The sequence below is a fragment of the Nostoc cycadae WK-1 genome, from assembly GCF_002897135.1.
In the GTDB taxonomy this organism is placed as follows: domain Bacteria; phylum Cyanobacteriota; class Cyanobacteriia; order Cyanobacteriales; family Nostocaceae; genus Nostoc_B.
In genome coordinates, this window is sequence record NZ_DF978431.1 from 1 (window position 1) to 16,538 (window position 16,538).

The window sequence follows — 16,538 nt, forward strand, 5'->3', positions numbered from 1 at the left end:
GAATCAAATTTTTCGTGAATTGGTATAAATGCGATCGCACACAGTATACAGATTCGCAGTCAACCTGAAAGATAGTGAATGATTATCCTCTGTTTTATGAATTTTCTCACAGAGTTTAGGGTTGAGATTTACTTGAGGCGATCGCAAATTCAATCAGTGCGTTGGTAAATTTGCAAACACCTGTGCCACTAAATCTTTTGTCTTATTCTCTAGATGCTGCCAATCTACTTCACCTAACTCATCAATTAAATTAGTATCAATATCAACAGCATCATTCTCTGGGCTGTAATTGGCAAAACACACTTGATAACACAGTTCCCACAAATCAATGCTGATTTTCTGCTCTTGACGTTGCAATTGCAAATGATATCCTGGATGGGGCATTGGCAACCGAGACAGGGTATCACGGATTTCGTCTGCTGCTTCTGGTGTGGCACTTTCCATCTCTTGCAACAGTCTTGTTACCAAGGCTTTAATTTCGTCGGTGGTGCTAGGCGGCCAAATCAGTACATCGTGGTAGGTTCCCTGCCAAGCAGATGCGTCGAGTTGCTTACGAATGTTATCCACAACTCTAATGAAAGCTGGTTGCATGAGAAGTTCTGCCTGTTGCCATGCAATTGGATTGGTTATTTTAGGTGGCATCGGTCGTCAACAGCGATATAAAAAGAAAAGTTAATAAACAGGGTTTATAAAAAAGCTACGTATTTATTTCAAATCTTTTCTCAAGATAGCGGATTTCAAGTAAAAAAATTTGGAGATATTTATTACCAGCTGGAAAATTAGGTAATAACTCTGGGGAGGGAATATGATCGGTAAGCTACTAGATAATCGTTACCAAGTAATTCAAGTGCTGGCTAAGGGAGGCTTTGGTCAAACCTATATTGCCCAAGATACAAGAAGGCCAGGAAACCCCATCTGCGTTGTCAAGCACCTCAAGCCTACCAGTTCTGACCCCAGAATTTTTGAAACTGCCAAACGCTTGTTCCAAAACGAAGCGGACACCTTGGAACGCTTGGGATATCATGACCAAATTCCTCGGTTGCTGGCTTATTTTGACGAAAATCAAGAATTCTTTTTAGTCCAAGAATACATCGAAGGACATCCCTTAACTAATGAACTAATTTCTGGTCAACGCTGGAGTGAAGGCCAAGTTCTGCAAATGTTGCAGGAAGTATTAGGGATTTTAGAGTTTGTCCACCAGCAAGGTGTAATTCACCGCGATATTAAACCAGATAATATTATTCGGCGCTCATCGGACAATAAATTAGTTTTAGTAGATTTTGGGGCGGTCAAACAGTTAAGTTCTTCAATGGTGACAGTTGGCGGACAACCGACGGCGACGGTGGCTATTGGAACTCCTGGCTATATGCCAACGGAACAAGGACAAGGTAAACCCCGCCCCAATAGTGATATTTATTCTTTAGGTATTATTGCTATTCAAGCATTGACTGGCGTATCGGCTTCGGAATTACAAGAAGACCCTGATACTGGGGAGATTCGCTGGCAACATTTAGCCCATGTTAGCTATCGGTTAACATCTGTGTTAACGAAGATGGTGCATTATCATTTCAAAGACCGTTACCAAACAGCCACCGAAGCGCTGCAAGCTTGTTTGAATGTGATGAGTCCAGTTTTAACACCAGCGGCACCACCGGAACCTGCGATGAATCATAGTTATTCTACGGCTAAACCTGCTGCGTCTTTTCAGCCAACTCTAGCGGTTGCGCCAGCAAATCCTGGTACTACCAAACCCACCCGCAGAACTTCTAGCAAATCTGATCCTCTACCGTTGTTAATTGGTGTACTTTTGGCTGGTAGTGCGGCGGCTTTGGTGGCAAATTTATACCCAAATGTGAGAAATTTCGCCGCTAATTTTACAGGTCAAAACGCCAGTGTGGGCAATAAGTGCTTGGCGATGGTGACGGGTAATTCTAATATTCGTTCGGAACCTAGTTCGATTAATTCTGATAATGTTCTTAAAACCATTGGTGAGGACACACAATTTGAGGTGACAGGACTGCGGACAAAGCGCAATTGGATACAAGTTAGACTAAATTCTGGGCGCTTGGCTTGGGCGTATGCAGATGTGATCTCCAATAATGATGAATGGATTGGTTGTCTGCGAGATAAAGGTATTGCGATTAAGACCGTTGATGATAGTACGGTGATTGCAGCTAGACCGCTTCCCAAACCAAAAGCGAGTAAGGCGACGACTCCGCCAGCAGAGGTCTCAAATTCTGAATCTGGAAAATCAGAACCAGCGAAACCCAGTGAGAACAGCGACAAGGTTGTCGAACAAGCTAGGAAGAAGTATGAGTCAGGAGATTTAGTAGGTGCGATCGCATTATTACGGTCTATTCCTGCTAATGCTTCTGCTGGTATTCAAGAAACAGGTAAGATCATCAACCAATGGCAGCAAGATTGGACTAAGGCTGATGCACTGTTTAACGACATCAACAAAGCGATGGATGATGGTAATTGGGATAAGGTTTTAGATTACAAAAATCATCCCGAAAAGTTACCCGATACCCAATACTGGCGCAATAAAATCGAGCCTTTATTTAAACAAGCGGCTGATAATATCGGTAAACAAGCTTTTCCCCCTGTAGATCAGCAAAGTCATCAAAAAACTCCCAAAACTGAAAAACCAGCACCTACAGCCAGTCCTCATAGTGAGAGTGGTTTATGATTTAAATTTTGTCAGATGCTTATGAAGTTTAATGATTAGCAAAACAACTAAATAGGGGCGAACCGATTTTTGCCCCTACTATAACTATTACTAATCTTCTTCTGCGCCTATGTCTTCTTCGCTATCTAAAGTTTCAGGCGATCGCGCATCCTGGAGTTTATTCAACAGCGATAATACTTTATTTCCTCGTTCTATAGAACGGTCTTCGATAAAAATTACCTCTGGTGTCCGACGCAGCCGTACCCTAGCACCAAGTTCACTACGCACAAAACCCGTAGCCGACTTTAAGCCTGCCATTGTTTCTGCCTTAGCTTCTTCTGTACCATAAATACTGACGTAGATTTTGGCGTGCTGCAAATCGCCAGAAACGTCTACATCCGTGACACTAACCATACCTGAACCCACACGGTCATCTTTAATTCCGTTGAGTAACATTTGGCTAACTTCCCGTTTAATTAATTCAGCAACACGGGAAACGCGGCGATTTGTAGCCATAAAATCTTTGCCTCCGCACAGAGGTTATAAAACATCAATAATCAAAAATCTGGGAAGGACTATACCAAAACTAGCAACGCTAAAAGCAACAGCCCCAAGCTTTCCCAGACTAAATTGCACTCAAGCCCAGCATAGCGCGTAAGGTGAGAGTCACAAAGGTTAAACCACCCAGTAATAAGCCGACAACGGCAAATAAGGTGACTGGGCGTTTGAGGAAGGGCATTAATGGCTCAAATGTGTTCACCAAAAGCCCGACGAGGATAGTAATTAAGTAGCGAGGGTAGCGAAAAACGTTATCCCAAAATCCGTCAAACATGGAAATCTAAACTGCCTTGTTATGAAATGACGTTTGTTTTGATATGCTTTATCTACCCAATTGTAATCTATGCAGATGAAAATTACTCACCTAATATAGAATATGCGTCGGTAGTTATATCCTGTTATATTTATTAGCTTAATTTTAGTGAACTTGTCTGTAAATGGTTATTCAAATGCTTCCTGAAACTTGCCCACGTCCATTTTTAAAATGGGCAGGTGGTAAAAGTAGGTTAATTCAACAATATCTTCCTTATTTTCCTAAGTTTTATCAGACTTACTATGAACCATTTTTAGGTGGTGGTGCGGTTTTTTTTCATTTGCAACCAACAACGGCAATATTAACAGATATTAATGCTGAACTAATTACTACTTATCGCTGTGTTAGAGATCAAGTTGAAGATTTAATTAGCTTATTGCAAGAGCATAAATCTAGACATAATCGAGATTATTATTATAGGGTGCGTTCTCATCCAGGCATAAATGATTTAGAGAAAGCGGCGCGGTTAATTTATTTAAATAAAACCTGTTATAACGGTTTATATCGTGTTAATTCGCAAGGTAAATTTAACGTTCCTTTAGGTAGTTATAAAAACCCGAATATTTGTCCGGCAGATTTACTCAGAATTGCATCTAAAGCCCTTTCATCTTGTGAAATAAAGCAAGCAGACTTTATGAATGTGGTGAATTATGCTAAAAGTAGTGATGATTTTGTATTTTGTGATCCACCTTATCATCCTATCAGCAATACTAGTTATTTTACAGGTTATAATGGCAATTCTTTTAGTGAACAAGACCAAACACGTTTGCGAGATGTGTGTGCAGAGTTAGCAAATCGCGGTGTTAAAGTTATGGTCTGTAATTCTGATTGTGAATTTATTAGAGAAATATATCAGGAAATCAACTTTAATATTTATGCGATCGCTGCCTCGCGGTCAATTAATTCTAATACTAAAAAGCGTGGTATAATTAGCGAATTATTAATTACTTCATATTAAAAACTTTTATTAGCCCAGGCAATAAATCTATCTAAACTGTAAACTCCGAGTAAGTTATGGTTTAGTTTGACTTGTTGCCTGAGCCATTGAATTGCTCCTTCACGCATACCTTCGCCACCAATCACTACAATTGTCGGCGCTGGATAATATTCCTGAATATTCATACTCAAATAAGGAAATTTTTCATCTACAGAACCGCCACTTTCTTGCCATTTACATTCAATAATTAATCCTGTGGGAATGCACGGTAAGCCAACAACATAAAAATCAACTTTCAACAAAGTATTATAGATTCCTGCACCAATATAAACTTGTTTAGCATAGCGTTTTGGTAATAAATGAGCAGTTAAAAGATATTCTTTAGTGACGTGATTGCCAACTTGAAAATAACCATGTCCAGTTAATATTGCTTCTACATTACTTTCTAGAATCTTCCCTGCTTGATTTGCCCGTTTGCCTTGAGTCATAGTCATTCTCAAGCCCTCCGCCACACTTACCATCTATTCTAGAATTTCATGGAAGCAGAGATATATAGACAGTTACTTAATATGAATTTTCAAAGTGGAAAAAAGTGGGATATTTTTGGTACTTATGTACTAAAAAAGAGTGGAAAATAGTTGAGTTCAGACTAATTAACCGCTGATGAATTTAGGTGAATAAAACTCCGCGTTACTTTGCGCTGACCGCAGCGATACTCTGCGGAAAAACTCAACCAGTTTGTACTTCGCTGTGACCATTGCGGATTCCCCAAGCAATTTCTAGTAGATGAGTCCAGCGTTTTTGTAATTGTTTGGGAGTACATTTTAAGGCTTTAGCGATCGCTTGATCACTATGTCTTGCTGCTTTTAACTGTAGAATTTGCTGTTGCTGAGGAGAAAGTACATTAATAAAAGTTTCCCACTGTTGAGAAGACAAACCTAATTTTTGCTCTAAACCAGCACCTAACCATTGATGAACTAATTGCCATTGGTGCTGTTTGGAGAACTTTTCTACATGATATTTAAAGCGTTGTTGCAAATAATCGCGCTGGCGGCTAGTTAAACCGAGAATTTGGTCAATTTCTGGTGCAGATAAGTCTTGCAGCTTCAAGCTGAGGTAGTCAACACAGTCAGATTGACCTTGAGATTCTAGATATTTGACTAATTCAGCAATTACGCGATCGCGTTCTGATTCTTCTGATAAATCAACATGACCTTGAGCAATCATTTTAGAACGGATTTGTTGCACGGCAGGATTGCGTTGGTAAGATTCTCCATCTTCACCTTTCGCCGACTCTACAGCCATTTCAATATCAACAGCCGTTTCTTGAGGCTGACGACGTGCAAAACCTTGAGCGCGTAAAATGACTAATTGTTGATTATTTCCACCAGGTAAATTAATGCGGCGCTTGGCATACTGCTCTGTAAATGCCATATATTCAGCTAATTGTAGCTGAGTGCGGGGTTGGTAATCTTCAGCTAATTCATTTTCCCGCCGGAAAGCTTTAATCGCCTCAATATAAAAAGCTTGGAGAAAATCTTCAATCAAATTGTAACGAGCGTCAAATCCATATTCTGCCCCAGATGGCGTAACATGGCGATAAACCATCGCCCCCAAACTACTGTGTAACTCTACCCGTCCCCGCCGAGAACCAAGTTGGTAGTAGTGCAGACACTTGTGCAAACGATGTTTTGCTAAAGTTAGCTGCCAAGATTGGATTTGTCCAGATGTTTGGATGCGAGAACTCTTATCACAAATCCGTCTAACTTCTTTGGCTATGCGTTGCGCTACAGCTTGTACACATCCAGAACTGGCTTTGACCTGCGCCTGTATTTCCTGACACAGCAGTGGCATTAAAGTATCTGTAGCTGGTGATTCTTCAATAGCAACATTGCTAACAAAAAAATTGGGTGTGGAGGTTGGTAGATTTACAAGGTTAGCTTTCATGAATTTTCCTAGGGTAGGGTATCGCACCGTAACTACAACGCAAAGATAGCATCTGAAAACGTTCTTGTCTGGAAAATTATTAAGTATTGATCCATACAAGATTCATCGCCAGCACTGCTTATGTATATGACTGTAGGAAATTTAAAAAAGTTACAGTGAAAGTAATGTGTCGCTTTTTTCATCCGTAACCAAATTGCAGGCGATATACAGATATTAATCACACACACAATTGGTTCAAATCCTTGCTATATATACTTTTACTCCTATCCTGACTACCCAATCCCTGCCATGATTCAGTATGACAATCCCCAAACTGGAGCATTTTGAATACTCGTTTCCGAAACAGAAGTTTCAGCTTGTGAAGTACGCTGTTTAAACCCATGCGGCGACTGCTTCCCAACCTAACCCCCGTCTCGTAATTACTGCTTCGTCTCCTGTTAAGTCCAAAATTGTCGATACCTGATATGTTGGCTCTTCACCCGTGTCTACAATCACATCTACTAAGTTATCTAGATAATCAAATAGCTCTACCCGCGATAGCTGAGGTTTAAGATCTGAGCTAAATTTCCCATCATCGGCCTCATTGCTTGGTAAATGTGCCGAAGTAGAAATAATCGGGGTTTCTAAAGCTTCGAGCAAGGCTAGGCATACAGTGTGATTCGGTACACGAATACCTGTAGTTTTCCGCTTGGGATTTTGCACCAGCCGCGGTACTAACTTAGTTGCAGGTAGCAAAAATGTGTAAGGGCCAGGAATTAGCCGCTTCATTAATCGATACGCTGTATCGCTGACAAACGCATAAGTCGATACATTTGACAATGAAGGACACAAAAATGTTAATGGTTTATCATTCGCTAACTGCTTGATTTTCCTCACTCGTTCCACCGCCGACTTGGCATTTAAATCACAACCGATCGCATAGACCGTATCAGTTGGGTAAAGCATGACCGCGCCTTGAGAGAGCGCCGACTTTATTTCTTCTATTCGGCGGCTTTGGGGATTATCCGGATGCACTGTGAGAATTTTTGCCATAGAACACGGTATTTTGGGAAATGGAGCAGGGGAGCCAGTGCGTTGCGGAGGTTCCCTCCGTTGTAGCAACTGGCGTGAGCAGGGAGCTAGGGAGACAATAACTAAGAACAAATGACCATTGATTAACCTATATGAGTAAAATAGCTTATCTTCAATGCCCGACGGGAATTTCTGGTGATATGTGCCTGGGAGCCTTAGTCAGTTCGGGTGTGCCTGTGGAGTATTTAAGTACAAAATTAAATGACTTAGGAATTTCCCAGGAGTACCATTTACGGGCAGAATTTGTCCAGAAAAATGGTCAACAGGCGACTAAGGTATATGTGGATTTACTAGAGAAGCATCACCATAACCATGACCATGAACACAATCACCATCATGGTCGCCATCTGCCAGAAATCGAGCAAATGATTCTTCAGGCAAAGTTGCCACCACGAGCCGAAGCTTGGAGTTTAGCAGTATTCCAACAATTAGCAGTAGCCGAAGGTGCAGTGCATGGGATTGCACCTGAAAAAGTACATTTCCATGAAGTGGGTGCCGTGGATGCGATTGTGGATATTGTCGGCACTTGTTTGGGTTTAGATTGGTTGGGGATTGAGAGCGATCGCACAGGATTCCCCTTAGTTTACTGCTCGGCATTGCCCACAGGGGGCGGTACGGTGCGGGCTGCACACGGTCAAATGGCGGTACCAGTGCCAGCAGTGTTGAAATTATGGGAAATGAGGGGTTGTCCGGTTTATAGTAACGGCATTGAAAAGGAACTGGTAACACCAACGGGAGCTGCGATCGCCACTACATTAGTCAGAGAATTTGGGAATCCGCCATCAATGACGATTAAACAAGTGGGATTGGGTGCGGGAACGATTAATCTTCCTATTCCCAATATACTACGCCTGTGGCTGGGTGAAAGCACCAGCCTACAGGCAGATGTCGCCCATTCACAACAAATCAGCCCGATTTTAGAAACCATCTCCGTACTCGAAACTCAAATTGATGACTTAAATCCTCAAGCGGTTGGCTATGTATTTGCAGCGCTATTTGCCGCTGGTGCAGTGGATGTCTTCACCCAACCCATAGGTATGAAAAAGTCCCGTCCAGGTATCTTATTAACAGTTATCTGTCATCCTGATAATTTACTGAAGTGTGAAGCAATTTTATTCCGTGAAACTAGCACTTTGGGTATTCGTCGCACTACCCAACAACGCGCCATCCTGCAACGAGAAATTCAACAAGTAGAAACAAAATATGGCAATGTACGTATCAAAGTTGCATGGCAAGGAGAATTACAAGATAAATTTATTACTAATGTGCAGCCAGAATATGAAGATTGTGCCAAATTAGCTCGACAACACAATCTGCCTTGGCGGGAAATTCATCGGCTTGCTCTTCAGAGTTGGTATTCATCAAAGAATTAATAAGAAAAGAGTCAGAATAATTTTAAATTCTGACTCCTACATTTTGTGTTCCCTACTTTGAATTGACTAAACTTTAGTCAATATTTCTTAATGACCGGTTTACAGCGTCGCCTGCATCTTCACCGGCGCGGCGGGCATTTTTACCCAAGTCTTGAGCCGCATTACTGGTATTGTCTTTGAGGTTTTCAACACCACGTTTTGCTCCCTTAGCAACACCTTCCGCTGTTTCTTGAGCAGAGCTACCAATGTCTTCACCTAAGTTTTTTACTCTTTCAGGAAAAGGTGTACCTTGGCGATAATTCCGAGCATAATCCTGTGGATTTTCAATGCCTTTTTGATCAATGTTTCTTTCGGCATTTCTGCTCAAATCTTCGGCTCTGTTTTTAGCAGATTTTTCAAAATTTTTCGCTCTAGGATCTACATCACTGAAGTTATTCATCCCACCTTCAGGAGTATTAAGGTTGTACTGTTTAGTGGGGTCTTGACGTTTAGTATAAGCTGATTCTGCACCGGGCTGGGCATAACCTGATTCAGCACCAGGTTGTGGTGGTTGACCAGCAATAGTTGGTCTGTTACAAGCTTGTGTCAGGATGAGAAACATACCTGCCAAGAAAACGCTTAAAACTTTCAAAGGGCGAATATTTTTTACCCAATCAATAACTTTTTTCATGCTTTAGCTCCTTGAATTTATGTAAGTAAGTTCCAAATTGATGGAGATGAAATTTAGCTTCAAATTGTCGTCTCCAATGTGAGAACAAATCAAAAGTTCTATCTACCTACTGCCGGATTTTTTTGCAACTCTGGTCTAGCACTTGCTTCTGCTGCTTTATCTTTGACAAAGCTGGTAGCATCTTCAAATTGTTCTTTGACAGTTTCGAGGCGGTCTTGAACCCTATTTCCTAAATCTGATTCATTTTGAATTAAACTTCCGGGTTCAGAGGATGTTTTAAAATTTTCCTTTGTAATGATTGGTAATTCTTTTTCTTTTTCTACTCTGCCTTGGGGTGTTTCTGCACCAGGGTAGAGTATTTCTGATTCTTGATTTGTAGCAATTAATAAGCCAGAAGGTAGGTTAGCTTGATTGCCTATCTTTTGAGAATTGCTGGAAGGGTTTCTAGTATATTTATCTCCACCATTTTTATAAGGATTGTTTGCACCACCAGCTTGTACAGCAGGATTTTGAGGATTGGCACCTGTAACATCTCCACTTGAACAAGCAGTGCTAACTATCAACAATAAACCTGCAAAAAATACAGTTACAATTTGCTGCAATCGTAGTTTTTTCAATAAAGCTGTGATTTTTTTCATTGAGACCTCCTTTCAACCATAAACAAGTTTTTTTGCTTATAATTAATTAAATTAAGTAAGCTCATTTCCTTGTTATAGTTGATTATTATTGAACCAACAGTCTCTAATGTAATTCAAAAAAAAATAGCTTTACATCTGGCTTAAGCTACATTGTTTTTACTAAAAATATGCTATTTTTATCTCTCTCAAGTTAGACAATATTAATATTTCAGCTTTTTAATCATGGAAATAACTGTAAAAACTGCATCAAAATTAAAAATTACTAAAACTTATTTTATTTCATACTTAAGATGGATTTGAAAGTATGCAAATTAATATAAAAATCCCACTTTAAATTAATATTAATAAAGTTGAAATTAAATAAATTCTGCCAAATAATTTGTTTATCTAAGTGGAATTACAAATAATTTGTCACAAGAATTACTTATGTTTTAAGCAGAACTGAAGCGTGAGGTTGTAAATTTTTTGGGATGTTGCTGATGTACCATAAGATTTAAGATATTCAAGGCTTGGTGCTGAAGCTATTAAATGACCAAAGTGATGAAGCAATTTTTACGCTGGATAATTTTGGGGGGAACGCTATTTTTTGTCGCCAAAGCCCTCAAGGATAATTGGGTTGGGGTGACAACTCTCAAAATTGATGCAGCCGGATGGGCAATTTTGGCGATCGCCACAGGTGTAACTTTATTAGCGCATACTTGGGCTGGATGGATATGGACTTGGGTTTTGCGCGATTTAAATCAATCCATACCATCTGTTCAATTCATTCAAGTGTACTTAAAAACTAACATCGCCAAGTATTTACCGGGTAATGTTTGGCATTATTATGGGCGAATTGTCGCAGCTAAAAATGCCAATATCTCTGCTGGTGTAGCTACATTAAGTGTGTTATTAGAACCGCTACTCATGGCCGCAGCCGCTTTAATAATTGTTGTTTTATTAGGTAATCAATTTGCGGCAACTCAGACTAATTTAGCAGTACTAATATGCCAATTTTTAGCCTTAATTTTTATACTTTGTGGCGTACATCCTTGGTTTTTAAACCCGGTAATTCGTTTTTTACACAGGTTGAAAAACAAAAAATCGGCTAATAAGACTCAGCCACAAGCCGCTATCAATCTCGAACGCTATCCCATCCGTCCCTTATTAGGCGAATTCGGATTTTTAGGATTGCGGAGTTTAGGATTTATCTTAACTATATATGCCATTTACCCTGTGAATCTCAGCCAAATGCCTTTGTTAGTTGGGGCTTTTAGTTTTGCTTGGCTGTTAGGGCTGGTAGTTCCAGGTGCGCCTGGAGGATTAGGTGTATTTGAAGCCACGGCGATCGCACTTTTACAGCACCGCTTTCCTTCGGCTGTAGTGATTAGTGCGATCGCGTTATATCGTCTAATTAGTATTTTGGCTGAAACCTCTGGTGCAGCTTTAGCTTGGTTAGATGAACGTCTAGTTAATATTAATAGATAAAATCGTGTAGCTGCTTACCTATAAAATTTAATAACTGATTTTCTATAAAAATAATATTACTACTAAATATCTGTGCTAATTTCAATCAATTTCTGTCGAGAAGATAAACCCGATTTAATAGTGACATAAGACTTCGGCACATCAAATTTATCAGCCAATAATTTAATTAACTCTTCATTCGCTTTACCATCAACTGGAGGCGATTTCAAATGGACAGTTAAACTACCATCTGCTTGTTCTTCGATTTTTTGTTGTTTTGAATTAGGTTTGACTTTCACTTTTTTTTGCATTGCCTATTTCCTTTAACTTTCGTCGCCGCAACTAACCAAAAATACACCCCAATATATAATGCACGAAATCCTGTCCAAAAAAAGTAATACCAAGCAACAATCTATTTATCAATGTAGCTTGCATAGTCTTTAATATTGCCACATACTAAAGCCGGAGAAATTTTAGTATACAACTGACGATAAAAAGCCCATCGCCATAAACGATGAGCAAAGAGAGATAATGAAGATTTTTGAGTGACGGCTATGGCAGATTTTCTAAAAGCTAGAGACTAAAAAAGATTCTAGCTTTTAAATCTCAAATAAAGTTATGGGTACCTTTTACTACCAGCCCCCACTACACCTATTTTGTGGCGATAAGAAAGTTCTGCACCAAACCATCCAGACACGCTAGTTAGTGTCCCAACTACCAAAGATATTAATAAGCCCCAAGGTAAGATACGTGCTTCTGCATCGCCCCAACGCAAAATAAAGTTCAACAGTGTTAAAACTAGGATAGAAACATTGAGAATCATGTGCGCCCAGCCAGCCTTGCGCTTACGGACTCGCTCAATTTTCAAAAAATCACTCATCCCGATCGCAGCTGCAATTAAACCGCCAATCAGCCCAAGGCCAATTAACCATAAAGAAGCCCGCGCCCAGAAGAAATCACGAGTTAACCAATAGCCAAAGTCGCTTCCTAATGCTGCGGCTAAAAAAGCTATGGGGAAAATGACGCTTAAAGGATGTAAGGGATGTCCGGCGATCGCTACTGTACTAGGTACGCCAGTATCACGATATTCTCTATCATCACTTTCAATAATCGGTGGGATATTGGGAAAAGGCGTAGAAGCCGATGTTGTTTCTGAAGTATCCATAGTTTCCATAAATTTAGTATCCTTTGTTTAAGCGGAGGGAATTTGCTCTACATAAGCTTCTGCTTGAAGCGTTAATTTACCTGCTTGTACTTGTAGTTGCTTAACTTGCAGGCTCATACCTTCTAAATCGAAGTTACTTAAATTCAGAATATTGCTGGTTTGGTCAATTAAAGCCTTCGTCAATTCTGGTGAGATTTCTTCACCTTCGCCATACTCGACATTCTCTAAAGAGACAGTTTGTCCATTAGCACTGACTCTAGGTATTGCAGAGAAAGCAACTTTTTGAGTTTCGCTTGTTTCTTTTAATTGAATAGTTGCATTGAGCCATATTTTTTGATTATCAAGTAAGCGAAAGTCTACTTGTTGAGGCTCTATACTCATTAATTGCCCATTGATATCTATTTTTTGGCTTTGAAGTTGCGATCGCACATATTCTGAATTAAAAGCGCGGTTGATATCATTTTCTGTTAATACAACTCTCGCACTAGCTTGTGTCGGTTTAGTTAATTCAATTTTGCCAAAAGCCACACTCAAAGGATTGATGGCAACATTACCCATTTGCATTTTTAATTCCTCCATTCGGAGGTCTTTTTGCATCACCAAACCTTCGCCTGAGATTTCCACTGCATCTACCTGTCCCTGAACCATTTTCAGCGGTTCAGTTTTGATGTTGACATCTAGATTTTCTACTTCATCTAACTGGCTAGATAATCCTATTTCTGCGGCTTTATTTAGTGCTTTCTCTCCTATTCCAGGGCTTTCTGACATTACATTCTCATCTCGTGTTTGACTCTCTTTGGACAATTTAGAAAAATAATGTCAAAAAATTATCTACCTAACGATGGAGTCAAAATTTTATCTGTGTATATCCAAAAGTATAATCAGCTTTTCTTATGTTTAAAAAATTTGTTTTCTATCTAGAGTGAAGCAATTAATCGCTCAAAAGAAAGAGGAAAGATGATTAAGTCTTATGACAAGCTGTGATTAGTAATAATCCGATTAATTTTTGAGGAGAACTAGATAATGGTATCTACTTTAGATGATACAAAACGCAATGCTATTGCCACTAAACTGGCTAGTATTAAATTAGTTCAACAGTTGCTGATTGAGAATGAAGAACTATTTTTAAGAGAATCTACAGATAGTGAAATCTCAGATCGGATTCGAGACTTTCTTGAAGATGATCGGAAAAATCTGGGCATCATCGAAACAGTCATTGTGCAGTATGGTATTCAGCAAGAACCGAAAAAAACTGTGCAAGAAATGGTAAACAAAGTTCGCCAATTGATGCAAGGTTCAGAACTGAGTTTCTACGAAAAAGTATCTCAGCATGAGTTGTTGAAGCATCAACAAGTTATGAGTGGTTTGTTGGTACACAAAGCAGCCCAAAAAGTTGGTGCTGATGTGATGGCTGCAATTGGGCCTATCAATCCTGTTAACTTTGAAAACCGCGCCCATCAAGAGCAACTCAAAGGTATTTTAGAAATTCTCGGTGTGCGTGAGCTAACTGGACAAGATGCAGACCAAGGAATCTGGGCGAGAGTCCAAGATGCGATCGCAGCTTTTAGCGGTGCTGTAGGTAGTGCAGTTACCCAAAGTACTGACAAACAAGATATGAACATCCAAGACGTTATTCGCTTGGATCACAATAAGGTAAATATTTTATTTACTGAACTGCTACAAAGCAAAGATGCTCAAAAAATTCAAGAATACTTTGGTCAAATTTACAAAGACTTAACAGCACATGCTGAAGCTGAAGAAGAAGTAGTTTATCCCAGAGTTCGTTCTTTCTATGGCGAAGGCGATACCCAAGAACTTTATGATGAACAAGCCGAAATGAAGCGGCTTTTAGACCAAATTAAGGCTATCAGTCCTTCTGCTCCTGAATTTAAAGATAGAATCAAAAATCTGATGGATATCGTTAGCGACCATGTTCGTCAAGAAGAAAGCACAATGTTTGCTGCAATCCGTAATAACTTGAACACTCAACAAACTGAGCAACTAGCTACAGAATTTAAAGCAGCTAAAGCCAAAATTCAACAAAAATTGGGCGGAACTGCAACTGGTGCAAATGTCTAGTGATTGATGCTGCTAACAATAAGTAGTTAAACATAATTACTGACACAAAGTCATTGCGAATGCAGCAAAGCTAAATGAAGCAATCCCAGGGGTTGGGATTGCTTCGTGTTTCTGCGAGACCTAACGCGTTAAGCGAAGCTATGCTATTGGCTTTACGCTCGCAATGACATACAAAAAAGTAAGATGCTCTCATTAGCTTGTTTTTGAAGAGGAGCGATCGCAATGACTATCAGTCAACCAGATTATGATAGTAATTACATCTTTGCATTGATCTACAATCCCAAATGAATGCGATCGTCTCACCCTTAGCCCTAATCAAGTCATGTCAGTCGCCCAAGAATTAGAACCAGCAGCAGATATAATATTTCCACCAGGAGATATTGAAAGTCACGAACCACCTTTGGAAAGCGATTTACATCTACGTCAAATTATTCTGTTATTACAATGTTTAGAATTGTGGTGGCAAAACCGCAATGACTTTTATGCTGCTGGGAACCTGACAATTTACTACAGCCAACGTCAACTCAAGTCAGAAGAATTTCGTGGCCCTGATTTTTTTGTGGTGCGAGGATGCGAAAGAAAACCCCGCAAAAGTTGGGTGATTTGGCAAGAAGACGGTAAATATCCTAATATCATTGTTGAGTTACTGTCATCTTCTACAAAAGCCACAGACAAAGGCTTAAAAAAGCAAATATACCAAGATATATTTCGCACACCAGAATATTTTTGGTTTGACCCAAATAATTTAGAATTTGTTGGGTTTCATTTAGTCGATGGAAATTACCAACCCATAGAACCAAATCCCCAAGGTTGGTTATGGAGTCAGCAGCTAGATTTATATTTGGGTGTGCAGAACAATCAATTACGCTATTTTACGGCACAAGGGGAATTAGTGCCGACACCGGAAGAATTAGCAGCACAAGAAAAACAGCGTGCAGACGAAGAAAAGCAACGTGCGGAACGCCTAGCTGCCAAGTTGCGCGAATTAAATATTGACCCCGATTTTCTCTAAAATGATTATATTAAGCGATCGCTCCCCAGTGATATCAAGTCTGACTAAACACTTGTCATTACGAGCGTTAGCGTCTCGCAGAGAAGCGAAGTAATCGCAAAGTCTAGGCGATTGCTTCGTTCCACTTCGTTGCACTCGCAATGACATATTATAAGTAATTTGCCGGACATGATCTGAGAGGTAAAAATTTAGTGGTTGACCATATCTGCAATAATATTAAATAATTCAGATATAATAATGAGTTTGTCTATTGCACTCATTTTTTAGTATATGTCCAATACTTACACCGTAGAACTCCATCACCAAGGTAAAATTCTTACTCTGCAAGTTCCTGAAGATGAAACTATTTTATCCGTAGCTGAAACTACTGGTTTCGAGTTGCCTGCTTCTTGTCATGCAGGGGTTTGTACAACTTGCGCCGCCCAAATCATCGAAGGAACTGTAGACCAAACCGAGGGTATGGGTGTTAGTCCAGAATTGCAAAAACAAGGTTACGCATTACTTTGCGTCTCCTATCCCCGTTCTGACTTGAAAATTGAAACTGAAAAAGAAGACGTTGTTTATCAGTTGCAATTCGGTAAAGAGTAATAAAGTATAAAGTTTGAAGTATGAAGTCTAAAAGATAAGATTTCATACTTTAGACTTCATAACTTATAGTTCA

18 protein-coding genes are annotated in these 16,538 nt (G+C 39.7%); 7 read left to right on the forward strand and 11 right to left on the reverse strand.

All coding sequences use genetic code 11. The features are described 5' to 3' along the window. Positions 1-153: 153 nt before the first annotated feature. Positions 154-642 (reverse strand): hypothetical protein, encoded by a 489-nt coding sequence (locus NCWK1_RS16465; protein ID WP_103125459.1) that lies wholly within the window; start codon positions 640-642, stop codon positions 154-156. A 163-nt stretch (positions 643-805) separates the two neighbouring features. Between NCWK1_RS16465 and NCWK1_RS16470 the strand changes: the two genes are divergently transcribed. Next, positions 806-2,689 carry a serine/threonine protein kinase gene (locus tag NCWK1_RS16470; protein WP_103125460.1) on the forward strand — a complete coding sequence of 628 codons (1,884 nt, stop codon included), beginning with the start codon at positions 806-808 and terminating at the stop codon, positions 2,687-2,689. Between the two features lie 90 nt (positions 2,690-2,779). On the opposite strand, the gene rbfA is transcribed toward NCWK1_RS16470, so the two are convergent. Both rbfA and NCWK1_RS16480 read right to left on the reverse strand, forming a co-directional pair. Beyond that, positions 2,780-3,184, reverse strand: a complete 405-nt coding sequence (rbfA, locus tag NCWK1_RS16475) for a 30S ribosome-binding factor RbfA (protein ID WP_096584137.1) — start codon at positions 3,182-3,184, stop codon at positions 2,780-2,782. 109 nt (positions 3,185-3,293) lie between these two features. Continuing rightward, on the reverse strand, positions 3,294-3,500 hold the full coding sequence (locus NCWK1_RS16480) for a DUF751 family protein (protein ID WP_103125461.1): 207 nt from the start codon (positions 3,498-3,500) through the stop codon (positions 3,294-3,296). 163 nt (positions 3,501-3,663) lie between these two features. On the opposite strand from NCWK1_RS16480, the gene NCWK1_RS16485 reads away from it, so the two are divergent. After that, positions 3,664-4,497 (forward strand): DNA adenine methylase, encoded by an 834-nt coding sequence (locus tag NCWK1_RS16485; RefSeq protein ID WP_103125462.1) that lies wholly within the window; start codon positions 3,664-3,666, stop codon positions 4,495-4,497. Here NCWK1_RS16485 and NCWK1_RS16490 read toward each other — a convergent pair. The 3 genes from NCWK1_RS16490 to NCWK1_RS16500 all read right to left on the reverse strand — a co-directional run bounded on the left by NCWK1_RS16490 (position 4,494) and on the right by NCWK1_RS16500 (position 7,455). After that, positions 4,494-4,970 carry a PD-(D/E)XK nuclease superfamily protein gene (locus NCWK1_RS16490; RefSeq protein ID WP_187308167.1) on the reverse strand — a complete coding sequence of 159 codons (477 nt, stop codon included), beginning with the start codon at positions 4,968-4,970 and terminating at the stop codon, positions 4,494-4,496. The genes NCWK1_RS16485 and NCWK1_RS16490 overlap by 4 nt on opposite strands. Before the next feature lie 235 nt (positions 4,971-5,205). Next, positions 5,206-6,423, reverse strand: coding sequence for a HetZ-related protein (locus tag NCWK1_RS16495; protein ID WP_096584125.1), 1,218 nt, complete (start codon positions 6,421-6,423; stop codon positions 5,206-5,208). Between the two features lie 372 nt (positions 6,424-6,795). Then, positions 6,796-7,455 carry an L-threonylcarbamoyladenylate synthase gene (locus tag NCWK1_RS16500; RefSeq protein ID WP_096584122.1) on the reverse strand — a complete coding sequence of 220 codons (660 nt, stop codon included), beginning with the start codon at positions 7,453-7,455 and terminating at the stop codon, positions 6,796-6,798. A gap of 131 nt (positions 7,456-7,586) precedes the next feature. Here NCWK1_RS16500 and larC point away from each other — a divergent pair, with 131 nt between their 5' ends. After that, entirely contained in the window at positions 7,587-8,867 is a 1,281-nt protein-coding gene (larC, locus tag NCWK1_RS16505) for a nickel pincer cofactor biosynthesis protein LarC (RefSeq protein ID WP_103125464.1), read from the forward strand. A 73-nt stretch (positions 8,868-8,940) separates the two neighbouring features. Here the strand turns inward: larC and NCWK1_RS16510 are convergent, their stop codons facing one another. Next, positions 8,941-9,537 (reverse strand): DUF6658 family protein, encoded by a 597-nt coding sequence (locus tag NCWK1_RS16510; protein WP_103125465.1) that lies wholly within the window; start codon positions 9,535-9,537, stop codon positions 8,941-8,943. A 98-nt stretch (positions 9,538-9,635) separates the two neighbouring features. Beyond that, positions 9,636-10,175: a DUF6658 family protein gene (locus tag NCWK1_RS16515; RefSeq protein ID WP_096584113.1), complete on the reverse strand. Its 540-nt coding sequence runs from the start codon at positions 10,173-10,175 to the stop codon at positions 9,636-9,638. A gap of 528 nt (positions 10,176-10,703) precedes the next feature. Between NCWK1_RS16515 and NCWK1_RS16520 the strand changes: the two genes are divergently transcribed. Further along, the gene (locus NCWK1_RS16520) at positions 10,704-11,642 is read left to right on the forward strand and encodes a lysylphosphatidylglycerol synthase transmembrane domain-containing protein (RefSeq protein ID WP_187308168.1); all 939 of its coding nucleotides are present in this window, start codon (positions 10,704-10,706) and stop codon (positions 11,640-11,642) included. A 62-nt stretch (positions 11,643-11,704) separates the two neighbouring features. Here the strand turns inward: NCWK1_RS16520 and NCWK1_RS16525 are convergent, their stop codons facing one another. The 3 genes from NCWK1_RS16525 to NCWK1_RS16535 all read right to left on the reverse strand — a co-directional run bounded on the left by NCWK1_RS16525 (position 11,705) and on the right by NCWK1_RS16535 (position 13,554). After that, positions 11,705-11,932 carry a DUF167 domain-containing protein gene (locus NCWK1_RS16525; protein ID WP_103125466.1) on the reverse strand — a complete coding sequence of 76 codons (228 nt, stop codon included), beginning with the start codon at positions 11,930-11,932 and terminating at the stop codon, positions 11,705-11,707. Positions 11,933-12,237: 305 nt separating this feature from the next. Continuing rightward, complete coding sequence (locus tag NCWK1_RS16530) at positions 12,238-12,786, reverse strand: DUF2231 domain-containing protein (protein WP_103125601.1); 549 nt, start codon at positions 12,784-12,786, stop codon at positions 12,238-12,240. A gap of 27 nt (positions 12,787-12,813) precedes the next feature. Then, positions 12,814-13,554, reverse strand: a complete 741-nt coding sequence (locus NCWK1_RS16535) for an LmeA family phospholipid-binding protein (protein WP_103125467.1) — start codon at positions 13,552-13,554, stop codon at positions 12,814-12,816. 255 nt (positions 13,555-13,809) lie between these two features. On the opposite strand from NCWK1_RS16535, the gene NCWK1_RS16540 reads away from it, so the two are divergent. From NCWK1_RS16540 to NCWK1_RS16550, 3 genes are all read left to right on the forward strand, one after another. Continuing rightward, on the forward strand, positions 13,810-14,865 hold the full coding sequence (locus NCWK1_RS16540) for a hemerythrin domain-containing protein (RefSeq protein ID WP_103125468.1): 1,056 nt from the start codon (positions 13,810-13,812) through the stop codon (positions 14,863-14,865). 322 nt (positions 14,866-15,187) lie between these two features. Continuing rightward, complete coding sequence (locus NCWK1_RS16545) at positions 15,188-15,877, forward strand: Uma2 family endonuclease (RefSeq protein ID WP_096584097.1); 690 nt, start codon at positions 15,188-15,190, stop codon at positions 15,875-15,877. A gap of 270 nt (positions 15,878-16,147) precedes the next feature. Then, positions 16,148-16,465, forward strand: coding sequence for a 2Fe-2S iron-sulfur cluster-binding protein (locus tag NCWK1_RS16550; protein ID WP_103125469.1), 318 nt, complete (start codon positions 16,148-16,150; stop codon positions 16,463-16,465). Positions 16,466-16,538: the final 73 nt, after the last annotated feature.

Excerpts from the sequence above, each read along its gene's own strand:
- NCWK1_RS16480 (WP_103125461.1), bottom strand. The coding sequence starts at position 3,500 with ATGTTTGACGGATTTTGGGATAACGTTTTTCGCTACCCTCGCTACTTA.
- NCWK1_RS16535 (WP_103125467.1), bottom strand. The coding sequence starts at position 13,554 with ATGTCAGAAAGCCCTGGAATAGGAGAGAAAGCACTAAATAAAGCCGCA.
- NCWK1_RS16470 (WP_103125460.1), top strand. The coding sequence starts at position 806 with ATGATCGGTAAGCTACTAGATAATCGTTACCAAGTAATTCAAGTGCTG.
- NCWK1_RS16485 (WP_103125462.1), top strand. The coding sequence starts at position 3,664 with ATGGTTATTCAAATGCTTCCTGAAACTTGCCCACGTCCATTTTTAAAA.
- NCWK1_RS16520 (WP_187308168.1), top strand. The coding sequence starts at position 10,704 with ATGACCAAAGTGATGAAGCAATTTTTACGCTGGATAATTTTGGGGGGA.
- NCWK1_RS16515 (WP_096584113.1), bottom strand. The coding sequence starts at position 10,175 with ATGAAAAAAATCACAGCTTTATTGAAAAAACTACGATTGCAGCAAATT.
- NCWK1_RS16525 (WP_103125466.1), bottom strand. The coding sequence starts at position 11,932 with ATGCAAAAAAAAGTGAAAGTCAAACCTAATTCAAAACAACAAAAAATC.
- NCWK1_RS16500 (WP_096584122.1), bottom strand. The coding sequence starts at position 7,455 with ATGGCAAAAATTCTCACAGTGCATCCGGATAATCCCCAAAGCCGCCGA.
- NCWK1_RS16465 (WP_103125459.1), bottom strand. The coding sequence starts at position 642 with ATGCCACCTAAAATAACCAATCCAATTGCATGGCAACAGGCAGAACTT.
- rbfA (WP_096584137.1), bottom strand. The coding sequence starts at position 3,184 with ATGGCTACAAATCGCCGCGTTTCCCGTGTTGCTGAATTAATTAAACGG.
- larC (WP_103125464.1), top strand. The coding sequence starts at position 7,587 with ATGAGTAAAATAGCTTATCTTCAATGCCCGACGGGAATTTCTGGTGAT.
- NCWK1_RS16510 (WP_103125465.1), bottom strand. The coding sequence starts at position 9,537 with ATGAAAAAAGTTATTGATTGGGTAAAAAATATTCGCCCTTTGAAAGTT.
- NCWK1_RS16550 (WP_103125469.1), top strand. The coding sequence starts at position 16,148 with ATGTCCAATACTTACACCGTAGAACTCCATCACCAAGGTAAAATTCTT.
- NCWK1_RS16540 (WP_103125468.1), top strand. The coding sequence starts at position 13,810 with ATGGTATCTACTTTAGATGATACAAAACGCAATGCTATTGCCACTAAA.
- NCWK1_RS16490 (WP_187308167.1), bottom strand. The coding sequence starts at position 4,970 with ATGACTATGACTCAAGGCAAACGGGCAAATCAAGCAGGGAAGATTCTA.
- NCWK1_RS16495 (WP_096584125.1), bottom strand. The coding sequence starts at position 6,423 with ATGAAAGCTAACCTTGTAAATCTACCAACCTCCACACCCAATTTTTTT.
- NCWK1_RS16545 (WP_096584097.1), top strand. The coding sequence starts at position 15,188 with ATGTCAGTCGCCCAAGAATTAGAACCAGCAGCAGATATAATATTTCCA.
- NCWK1_RS16530 (WP_103125601.1), bottom strand. The coding sequence starts at position 12,786 with ATGGATACTTCAGAAACAACATCGGCTTCTACGCCTTTTCCCAATATC.